Consider the following 10,637-nt stretch of genomic DNA (forward strand, 5'->3'; position numbering starts at 1 on the left):
AAATCAACGTCGTCTTACAGGTCTAATAGCAGACGAGTTGGGTCTTCTAGGAAGTCTTTAATGGCAACCAAGAAACCAACAGACTCACGACCATCGATAATACGGTGGTCATAAGAGAGTGCTAGGTACATCATAGGTAGAATTTCTACCTGACCGTTAACGGCCATTGGACGATCTTTAATGGCATGCATGCCTAAGATCGCACTTTGCGGCAAGTTAAGGATTGGCGTCGACATTAGCGAACCAAATACACCACCGTTGGTCACAGTGAAGTTACCGCCGGTCATATCTTCAACAGTTAACTTACCGTCACGGCCTTTAATGGCTAATTCACGTACATTCTTTTCGATTTCAGCGAGGCTCATGGTATCTGTGTCACGCAATACAGGAGTCACCAGACCACGAGGAGTCGATACGGCAATGCTCACGTCGAAGTAGTTGTGATAAACCAAATCGTCACCATCGATAGAAGCGTTCACTTCTGGGAAACGTTTAAGTGCTTCAGTCACCGCTTTCACATAGAAAGACATGAAACCTAAACGGATACCATGACGCTTTTCGAAGATATCTTGATATTGCTTACGGATATCCATGATTGGCTTCATGTTGACTTCGTTGAAGGTCGTCAACATGGCAGTTGAGTTTTTCGCTTCAAGTAGACGGTTTGCAATCGTCTTACGCAGGCGTGTCATAGGAACACGTTTCTGGCTACGTTCTGCTAGAGGCTCAACCGCTGCAGCAGCTGCCTCAGGCTTAGCTGCTGAAGCAGATTTAACGAAAGCTTCAACATCTTCTTTCGTGATACGACCACCAACACCCGTGCCCTTCACTTTTGAAGCATCAACATTATGCTCTGCGATTAAGCGACGAACTGATGGGCTTAGCGCATCATTTGACTCGTCACTTGCGCTAGCTTCGGCCTGAGGCGCTGCAGCTTCAGCTTCAGCTTTAGTCACTTCTTGACCTGCCACAGCACCAGCAACAAACTTGGCAATAACCGCTTCAGCTAAAACGGTATCACCTTCTTCAGCAAGAAATTCAACAATTGAACCATCTTCTGGAGCAACTACTTCTAGTACTACTTTATCGGTTTCGATATCGACTAGGTTTTGATCACGAGACACTTGCTCGCCAGCTTTAACATGCCATGTGGCGATGGTTGCATCAGCAACAGATTCTGGCAGTACGGGTACCTTGATTTCGATACTCATGGAAAGCTATCCTTTTATAAATTGTCTAATACTACAGATTTAATGCGCTATTAATTAAAGATTCTTGTTGCTGTGCATGCAGTGATGGATAACCACAAGCCGGTGCCGCAGAAGCTTCACGACCCGCATAGGTTAACTGAGCACCGGCAGGGATCACAGACCAGAAGTTATGCTGGCTACAATACCAAGCCCCTTGGTTCTGTGGCTCTTCCTGACACCAAACAAAATCTTTAACGTGCTGATACTGTTCAAGTACCTTAGTCATATCGTCATGTGGGAACGGATAAAGCTGCTCAACTCGAATGAGTGCAACATTATTAAGGTTCTCTTTACGACGCTTCTCGAGTAACTCGAAATAGACCTTACCACTACAGAACACCACACGGTCTACTTTGCTGCTATCGATGTTATCGATCTCAGGGATCACATTTTGGAAAGTGCCTTCGGCTAACTCTTCCAATGTTGATACCGCCAGTGGATGACGCAGCAGTGACTTAGGAGACATCACCACTAATGGACGACGCATAGGACGAACCACTTGGCGACGCAACATGTGATAAACCTGTGCCGGTGTAGAAGGAACGCACACTTGCATATTGTGATTCGCACACAACTGTAAGAAACGCTCTAAACGTGCACTAGAGTGCTCAGGCCCCTGACCTTCATAGCCATGAGGTAACAGCATAGTCAGACCACATAAACGGCCCCACTTCTGTTCACCCGATGATAGGAATTGATCAATAACCACTTGAGCACAGTTAGCAAAATCACCGAATTGGGCTTCCCAAATCGTTAATCCGCCAGGTTCAGCTGTAGCATAACCGTATTCAAAAGCCAGTACTGAGGCTTCTGATAACACTGAGTCTGAAATATCAATTGGACCTTGGCCTTCATCAACATTTCGCAGTGGTAGATAAGCAGTAGCATCGTTTTGATTGTGCAACACGGCATGACGATGGAAGAAAGTACCGCGACCAGAGTCTTGACCTGTAATACGAACACGCTTCTTATCTTCAAGAATTGTGGCGTAAGCTAAGGTTTCGGCGAAGCCCCAATCGAGTAATTTATCACCCGCTGCCATAGCAACTCGATCTTTATAGATCTTGGCAACGCGAGACTGAAGCTTGTGGCTTTCTGGAACATAACTAATTTTATCAGCCAGGTTTTTCAGACGCTCAAGCGGTGCTTGTGCTGGATAATCTTCGTCCCACTCACGATTGAGGTAAGGAGTCCAATCTACCGTATGTAACGTCATTGGACGCCACTCTTTAACCACACAGTCACCCTTATCTAACGCATCACGATAATCGTTGATAAGACCGGTGACTTCATCGGCACCTAATGTACTTTCTTCGATAAGACGGTCAGCATAGATCTTACGTGGTGTAGGATGCTTCTTGATTTTGGCATACATCAAAGGCTGAGTTGCACTCGGCTCATCGGCTTCGTTATGACCATGGCGACGGTAACAAACCAAATCAATGACCACGTCACGCTTAAACTCGTTACGGTAATCCACCGCCACTTGCGCTACAAAAGCAACCGCTTCTGGATCGTCAGCATTCACGTGGAAAATCGGTGCCTGAACCATCTTAGCGATATCGGTACAGTATTCAGTCGAGCGAGTATCTTCAGTCAAGTTAGTGGTAAAGCCCACTTGGTTATTGACCACGATACGAATGCTACCACCCACTTTAAATGCGCGGGTTTGTGACATGTTAAATGTCTCTTGTACAATGCCCTGACCAGCAATCGCACTATCACCATGAATGGTGATTGGCATCACTTGCCGACCTGTCTTACAACCTCGACGGTCGAGACGAGCACGTACAGACCCCATAACCACTGGATTGACAATCTCAAGGTGTGAAGGGTTGAAAGCCAGTGCTAAGTGAACGTTGCCACCTGGCGTTTCGAAATCAGATGAGAAACCTTGGTGATATTTAACATCACCAGAACCACTCAATTCATCACTATGTTTACCAGCAAACTCATCGAATAGTTCAGAAGGCTTCTTACCGAGAATATTGACCAACAGGTTTAAGCGACCACGGTGAGCCATGCCCACAACCATCTCTTTGGTACCCGCTTCACCGCCACGATAAATAATTTCGCGCATCATAGGAACAAGCGCATCACCACCTTCGAGTGAAAAACGCTTAGCACCTGGGAACTTAGCGCCAAGATACTTTTCCATTCCTTCTGCAGCGTTTAGGCCTTCAAGAATTCGGGTTTTGGTGGACTTATCGTAATTGGCTCTACCTAGAGAGGGCTCCAAACGTTGCTGGATCCAACGCTTCTCATCAGTATCTGTGATATGCATGTATTCGGCGCCGATAGAACCACAATAAGTGGCCTTTAAGGCACCCACTAGATCACGTAGCTTCATAGTGTCACCACCATGAGCAAATGAACCCGTGTTGAATTCACGATCCATATCTTCTTCAGTTAACCCGTGGAAACTTGGGGCTAGTTCAGTAACAGTTTCACGCTTCCAAATTCCGAGAGGATCCAGATTAGCATTCTGGTGACCACGGAATCGGTGGGCGTTAATCAGCTGCAGAACTTTAACTTGTTTAGCATTAACATCAGGATCAGTCATACGAGCTGAGCTCTTATGACGACCTTCTAACGCTAAACTACGAAAATATTCACGTACTTTAGAGTGGGCAGCTTCGGGCACATCTGCTGTTGCACCGTTGGCATATGGGAGGTTATCAAATACCGCTCTCCAGTCGTCACCAACTGATTGAGGGTCCTCTTGATAGGCTTCATACATCTCTTCTACATAGGTCGAGTTCGCACCACTTAAGTGAGACGATTCGAGCCAGGCTTTCATGATGCCTTGGTGCATTTCTATTCCTTTCAAACTTTATACACTTGTTTAGCCAAAGTCTTAAAAATGCAATCCCAGTTAATCGCACTGCAATTGCAATATATCTGCCGCCCTAGAGTCCAAATTTCACGGCGCTTGTCTTCCATTACACAAAAGAGCCACTTCTCACACAGGAAAAGTGACTCTCGAAGAGCTATATCATTATTATTAAAATTAGCTCAGTGTGTGGCATTTATACTGCTCTCTTAAGCAACATAGACTTAATGTGTCCAATTGCTTTAGTTGGGTTTAGCCCTTTAGGACAAACATCCACACAGTTCATGATACCGTGGCAACGGAATACGCTGTAAGCATCATCGAGCTCAGACAAACGCTCTTCGGTAGCGGTATCACGGCTATCGATAAGGAATCGATAAGCATGCAATAGACCACTAGGACCGATGAACTTGTCAGGGTTCCACCAAAATGATGGACAAGCGGTTGAACAACACGCACACATAATACACTCATATAAACCATCTAAGTGCTCACGTTGCTCTGGCGATTGCAGATGCTCACGCGCAGGTGTTCTTTCGTCATTAATCAAGTATGGTTTGATCTTCTCGTACTGCTTATAGAACTGAGTCAAATCAACAATCAAGTCACGCACAACTGGCATACCTGGTAATGGACGGATTTCAATCTTCTTACCTTTAAAGGTAGAGATTGGCGTGATACACGCCAAACCGTTTTTACCATTCATGTTAACGCCATCACTACCACACACACCTTCACGGCATGAACGACGGAACGCTAAGGTAGGATCTTGTTCCTTAAGCTGCATCAACACATCCAGTACCATCATATCGGTACCATCAGCCACTTCTAGCGTGTAATCCTTCATGTAAGGCTTAGTGTCTACATCAGGATTATAGCGATAAATAGCAATCTTCAAATTCATCTTATCTTCCTTAGTAGGTACGCTTGATTGGCGGGAATGCTGCACGTAGCTTAGGCTCCATGTTCACATCACGCTTAATCATCTGCTCTGAAACTGGGTCAAACAGGCTGTGGCACAACCAGTTTTCATCATCACGTTCGAGGTAATCTTCACGTGAATGCGCACCACGACTTTCAGTACGGAAGTTAGCTGCATAAGCAGTTGCAATCGCTGTTGCCATCAAGTTGTCTAATTCAAGACACTCGATGCGTTGAGTATTGAACTCTTTAGAGTTGTCAGACAACTTAGCATTAGCAAGACGCTCACGAATCGCTTTAAGTTGTTCAAGACCTTCAGCCATTGCATCACCACTACGGAATACCGAGAAGTTAAGCTGCATACAAAGCTGTAAGTCTTTACGAATCTTAGCTGGATCTTCGCCGTCTTTATTGCTTTCCCAACGGTTAAGACGCTCGAGTGACTTAGCAATTTCGGCATCGGTTGCATCTTTCGGGGTTGCGGTCTCATCTAGCGCTTTACCTAAATGCTGACCCGCCGCACGTCCAAATACCACTAAATCGAGCAGTGAGTTACCACCAAGACGGTTGGCACCGTGTACCGATACACAGGCAATCTCACCTACGGCAAATAGACCCGCTACGTCGTGCTCGCTGCCATCATCATTCTTACGAATAACCTGACCGCTCACTTTGGCTGGTAGACCACCCATCATATAGTGACAAGTCGGTAGCACTGGGATTGGACCATCTGCTGGATCGATATGAGCGAAGGTACGTGACAATTCACAAACACCAGGAAGACGAGCTTCAAGGGTCTCTTTACCTAAGTGATCCAGCTTCAATAAACAGTGTGGACCTAATGGGCCGTCAAGGCCACGTCCTTCACGGATCTCAGTCATCATTGAACGAGCAACAACGTCACGAGAAGCCAAGTCTTTCGCGTTTGGCGCATAACGCTCCATGAAACGCTCGCCATCTTTATTGAGAAGGTATCCACCTTCACCACGACAGCCTTCAGTTACCAATACACCCGCACCCGCAATACCGGTTGGGTGGAACTGCCACATTTCCATATCTTGCATCTGCACGCCAGCGCGCATCGCCATACCAACACCGTCACCCGTGTTAATGTGAGCGTTAGTGGTAGAGGCATAAATACGCCCTGCACCACCCGTTGCCAGAATGGTTGCTTTAGACTTGAAGTAAACGATTTCACCGGTTTCAATTTCGATTGCAGTACAACCGACAATGGCGCCGTCTTCGTTTTTAACGAGATCGAGTGCATACCACTCAGAGAAAACTTCTGTCTTATGCTTTACGTTCTGTTGGTATAAACAATGAAGTAAGGCATGACCAGTACGGTCAGCAGCCGCAGCGGTACGTGCCGCTTGCTCACCACCAAAGTTCTTAGATTGACCACCGAAAGGACGCTGATAAATCTTACCGTTTTCGAAACGAGAGAATGGCAGACCCATATGCTCAAGTTCGATAATGGCTTCTGGACCGGTTTGACACATAAATTCGATAGCGTCTTGGTCACCGATGAAATCAGAACCTTTAACCGTATCGTACATGTGTTGTTCCCAATGGTCTTCATGGGCGTTACCTAGGGCAACTGTAATACCACCCTGAGCAGAAACCGTATGAGAACGTGTTGGGAATACTTTAGATAAAAGCGCACAGCTCTTACCTTCTTTAGAAATCTGTAGTGCAGCTCGCATACCCGCGCCACCAGCGCCGATAACAACTGCATCAAATTCACGAACTGGAATACTCACTTAAACACCCCACACAATAACTATGCCCGCGGCCAAATAACTGAAGGCAGCCACGACGAAGACAAATTGAAGTACACCACGCACACTGACACATTTAACATAGTCAGTTAACACCTGCCAAACACCAATCCACGCATGGATAAGTACGGCAACCAGTGCTAGAAGCGTAAATACTTTCATTGGCAGAGTGCTATATAAGCCGTGCCAAATGTCGTATGTGAGTGGAGCACTAGCGGCAATAAACCCTACCAAGAAGATGGTGTAGCAGGTAAGGATAACTGCACTAGCACGAATAAGAATAAAATCATGAACGCCGCTGCGCCCAAGGCTTGCTGCATTTGTTACCATACCCAAATCCCCGCAATAATTGACAGTGCCGCTGCAATAACAAACGCGACTTTCGCAGATGCGTTACCTGAGCCTAACTCTTCCCAGCGACCGGTATCCATGATCAAGTGGCGTACGCCCACAACCAGATGGTAACCAAGTGCGGTTAGAATTCCCCAGACAACAAACTTAACGAAGAAGTTATCAAAAAGAGATTGGATGCCAGCGAAACTTTCTGCGGATGCGAGTGACTCACTCAACAACCAAATAAGAATACCGACGGCAAACAGCATGATGACACCGGAGATACGGTGAAGGATTGACGCAATCGCTGTTGCAGGAAAGCGAATGGTCTGCAGATCTAGATGGACAGGTCTTTGCTTTTTCACGTTCTGCTCACTCTGCTCCATTGAGCATTATTTTTGTTATTGAACCTCTTTCGAACGAAATATCACCAGCAAGCAACCTTACTACCTCGTCTCGCCACAAAAGAAAAGTTGAAACAAACAGTTAACTAATTCAAAAAACACTAATTAAGTCTTGTTAAAAAGCCTTTATGATTAGGTTTGTTTGTTGCTCTTTCGAGCGGGAGCAAGTATACGCCTGCAAAAAGTCAAATACAAACGTCACATTATGCAAATTTTGTTTTTTTGAGAAAAAAATCGACTAAGAGCCCTTGATATCTGGGGCTTAGCATAAATTAAGACCATGGTCTAACGAATTTAAACCGTTATTTGAATTGAAATGTGATCTAGATTCGCTGTAAAGTATTGGCGCTTAACAAGCCGCACTCACATAAGAATGAAGTAAGGAGAACGGGGTATGGCTGATAATATAGCCAAATTAGAACTACCAGGGAACGATTCGATCGATCTGCCAATTAAGAAAGGAACGGCAGGATTTGATGTCATCGACATCAGTAAACTCGGTAGCAAAGGTCATTTCACATTTGACCCAGGTTTTTTAGCAACTGCATCCTGCGAATCAGCTATCACTTATATTGATGGCGCCCAAGGTATACTTTTACACCGTGGTTACGCAATTGACGAACTTGCCGTCGAATCTGATTATTTAGACCTGTGTTATTTATTACTTTACGGTGATTTACCAAGCAAAGCTCAATATGAGAAGTTTGTTCATACCGTAAAAAATCACACTATGGTTCACGAGCAAATTGCTCATTTCTTCCGTGGTTTCCGTCGTGATGCTCACCCAATGGCGATGCTATGTGGAGTGACTGGTGCGTTATCTGCGTTCTACCAAGATTCACTGGATGTCAATGATGAACATCACCGTGAAATTGCTGCTTTCCGTTTGGTATCTAAGATGCCAACGATTGCGGCTATGTGCTACAAGTACTCAGTTGGACAACCGTTTATTTACCCACGTAACGACCTTAGTTACGCAGGTAACTTCCTAAGCATGATGTTTGCTGTACCGTGTGAAGAATACAAGGTTAACCCTATCGTCGAACGTGCGATGGACCGTATCTTTATCCTACATGCTGACCATGAACAAAATGCATCGACTTCTACAGTTCGTCTTGCGGGTTCATCGGGTGCAAATCCATTTGCCTGTATCGCAGCAGGTATCGCTTCGCTATGGGGCCCTGCTCACGGCGGTGCAAACGAAGCCTGTCTAAATATGCTCGAAGAGATCGGTACTGTTGACCGTATCCCTGAGTTTATTGCTCGCGCTAAAGATAAGGACGATCCATTCCGTCTGATGGGCTTCGGTCACCGCGTTTACAAGAACTTCGATCCTCGCGCTAAAGTGATGCGTGAAACCTGTCACGAAGTCCTTGCTGAGCTTAAAGTACAAGATCCACTACTCGACGTAGCAATGGAACTTGAACGTATTGCACTGGAAGATGAATACTTTGTGTCTAAGAAGCTTTATCCAAATGTTGACTTCTACTCAGGCATTATCATGAAAGCCATCGGTATTCCAACTAGCATGTTCACTGTATTGTTCGCGCTAGCTCGTACCGTAGGTTGGATTGCACACTGGAAAGAGATGTTAGACCAACCAGGACATAAGATCAGTCGTCCACGTCAGCTTTATACTGGTGCTCCAGCACGTGACTTTGTTGATTTAGACAAACGTTAATTGCAGAGTTAACCGATTAAAAAGCGCCTCTTTGGCGCTTTTTTTATGGAATAAGTACAGTCAATATCATCGCCCGCCCTTAGCCATTTCAATCATCCACAAACAATCCTCTCACTCCTTCGCCCCTCTACAGCAACAAACTCTCTCAAATAAGCAAACGATACAAAATGTCGCAAAAAAATCACTAAACTGACTATTGAGCAGTTGGTCAAAACCCTCAAAAGGTAAACATAATCACTACATTTGCGTAAAACCGAAATTACAACAACGCACAAATACGAGTCAAAACATTGATTATATTTAGTTTTACACTTTTGGCATGACACATGCTTATTAGGTCTTAATTGGAAAAATAAATTAGGTATGTTCACATGGAATCTTTGTCAAAATCTAAAATTGCCGTTTCACTGCTTTTGGTTTCGCTATTAAGCGCCTGTGGAAATGAGGAACAAGTTAAAGAAGAAGAGAAATACGCCATTCCGGTCGAAACCGCCACTGTATCTCAAGGTGATGTCTCCTCTTTCTACAGCACAACCGCGACGTTAGAAGCCCCACAAGAAGCCAATGTTGTCACCCGTATTGCTGGCCTTATTGAAAATCTCAAAGTAGAAGAAGGCGATCGAGTGACAAAAGGTCAATTACTGGCTGTGATTGATGCCAAACGCCAACGTTACGATTTAGCCCGCTCACAGGCAGAAGTTGAAATTATTGAACAAGAACTTAACCGTTTAAAAAAAATGACCAACAAAGAGTTTGTTAGCGCCGACTCGATGGCTAAACTCGAATACAACCTTCAAGCGGCAATTGCTAAGCGCGACCTTGCAGCACTATATGTCGAAGAAAGCATGATCCGCTCACCTATTGATGGTGTTATCGCAAAGCGTTACGTCAAAGCGGGCAACATGGCAAAAGAATTTGAGCAACTATTTTATGTCGTCAATCAAGATGAACTTTACGGCATTGTTCACCTTCCCGAAATCCAACTCAACCGTCTTCGCCTAGGCCAAGAAGCCCAGTTGTTTATTAATAAACAGACTAACGATAGCATTCATGCAAATGTGCTACGGATTAGTCCAATCGTCGATGCACAAAGCGGAACCTTCAAAGTAACGCTTTCGGTACCGAATCAAGATGCCAAACTCAAAGCCGGTATGTTTACACGGGTCGAACTAAGATATGACACACATACTAATGTGATCACTGTGCCATACAACGCTGTCGTCAACCAAGATAACCAATATGCGCTGTATGTTATTGATGGCGAAAACGCTTTACGCCGAGAAATCACACTGGGCTACCGCGAGGCCGACACAGTAGAAGTTGTCTCAGGTATCCAACCTGGCGAACAAATTGTGGTTCGCGGCCAACAGAACCTGAAGGATCAATCGTTAGTCGAAGTGATCTCACCTCTTGATGTCGCAACTGCGAAACAATAAC

General features: G+C 45.1%; 8 protein-coding genes. 2 read left to right on the top strand and 6 right to left on the bottom strand.

Annotated elements, in window-relative coordinates; translation table 11 throughout:
- Window positions 1–14: 14 nt before the first annotated feature.
- From odhB to sdhC, 6 genes are all read right to left on the bottom strand, one after another.
- Window positions 15–1,211 (bottom strand): 2-oxoglutarate dehydrogenase complex dihydrolipoyllysine-residue succinyltransferase, encoded by a 1,197-nt coding sequence (odhB, locus tag L1D21_RS08180; protein ID WP_239844741.1) that lies wholly within the window; start codon window positions 1,209–1,211, stop codon window positions 15–17.
- 31 nt (window positions 1,212–1,242) lie between these two features.
- Complete coding sequence (gene sucA, locus L1D21_RS08185) at window positions 1,243–4,065, bottom strand: 2-oxoglutarate dehydrogenase E1 component (RefSeq protein WP_239844742.1); 2,823 nt, start codon at window positions 4,063–4,065, stop codon at window positions 1,243–1,245.
- 214 nt (window positions 4,066–4,279) lie between these two features.
- Window positions 4,280–4,987, bottom strand: coding sequence for a succinate dehydrogenase iron-sulfur subunit (locus L1D21_RS08190; RefSeq protein ID WP_239844743.1), 708 nt, complete (start codon window positions 4,985–4,987; stop codon window positions 4,280–4,282).
- A 10-nt stretch (window positions 4,988–4,997) separates the two neighbouring features.
- Window positions 4,998–6,764: a succinate dehydrogenase flavoprotein subunit gene (gene sdhA / locus L1D21_RS08195; protein ID WP_239844744.1), complete on the bottom strand. Its 1,767-nt coding sequence runs from the start codon at window positions 6,762–6,764 to the stop codon at window positions 4,998–5,000.
- Window positions 6,765–7,112: a succinate dehydrogenase, hydrophobic membrane anchor protein gene (sdhD, locus tag L1D21_RS08200; protein WP_239844745.1), complete on the bottom strand. Its 348-nt coding sequence runs from the start codon at window positions 7,110–7,112 to the stop codon at window positions 6,765–6,767.
- Window positions 7,106–7,501, bottom strand: a complete 396-nt coding sequence (gene sdhC, locus L1D21_RS08205; RefSeq protein WP_239844746.1) for a succinate dehydrogenase cytochrome b556 subunit — start codon at window positions 7,499–7,501, stop codon at window positions 7,106–7,108. Before sdhC ends, sdhD begins: the two co-directional genes overlap by 7 nt.
- A 412-nt stretch (window positions 7,502–7,913) precedes the next feature.
- Between sdhC and L1D21_RS08210 the strand changes: the two genes are divergently transcribed.
- Window positions 7,914–9,200, top strand: coding sequence for a citrate synthase (locus L1D21_RS08210; RefSeq protein ID WP_239844747.1), 1,287 nt, complete (start codon window positions 7,914–7,916; stop codon window positions 9,198–9,200).
- A gap of 371 nt (window positions 9,201–9,571) precedes the next feature.
- Window positions 9,572–10,636, top strand: coding sequence for an efflux RND transporter periplasmic adaptor subunit (locus L1D21_RS08215; protein ID WP_239844748.1), 1,065 nt, complete (start codon window positions 9,572–9,574; stop codon window positions 10,634–10,636).
- Window position 10,637 lies beyond the last annotated feature (1 nt).

Source organism: Shewanella sp. Isolate11 (assembly GCF_022398315.1).
In the GTDB taxonomy this organism is placed as follows: Bacteria; Pseudomonadota; Gammaproteobacteria; order Enterobacterales; family Shewanellaceae; genus Shewanella.

Bases quoted from the DNA above. Each gene is read 5' to 3' on its own strand.
- odhB (WP_239844741.1), bottom strand. From the start codon at position 1,211: ATGAGTATCGAAATCAAGGTACCCGTACTGCCAGAATCTGTTGCTGAT.
- sucA (WP_239844742.1), bottom strand. From the start codon at position 4,065: ATGCACCAAGGCATCATGAAAGCCTGGCTCGAATCGTCTCACTTAAGT.
- L1D21_RS08190 (WP_239844743.1), bottom strand. From the start codon at position 4,987: ATGAATTTGAAGATTGCTATTTATCGCTATAATCCTGATGTAGACACT.
- sdhD (WP_239844745.1), bottom strand. From the start codon at position 7,112: ATGGTAACAAATGCAGCAAGCCTTGGGCGCAGCGGCGTTCATGATTTT.
- sdhC (WP_239844746.1), bottom strand. From the start codon at position 7,501: ATGGAGCAGAGTGAGCAGAACGTGAAAAAGCAAAGACCTGTCCATCTA.
- L1D21_RS08210 (WP_239844747.1), top strand. From the start codon at position 7,914: ATGGCTGATAATATAGCCAAATTAGAACTACCAGGGAACGATTCGATC.
- L1D21_RS08215 (WP_239844748.1), top strand. From the start codon at position 9,572: ATGGAATCTTTGTCAAAATCTAAAATTGCCGTTTCACTGCTTTTGGTT.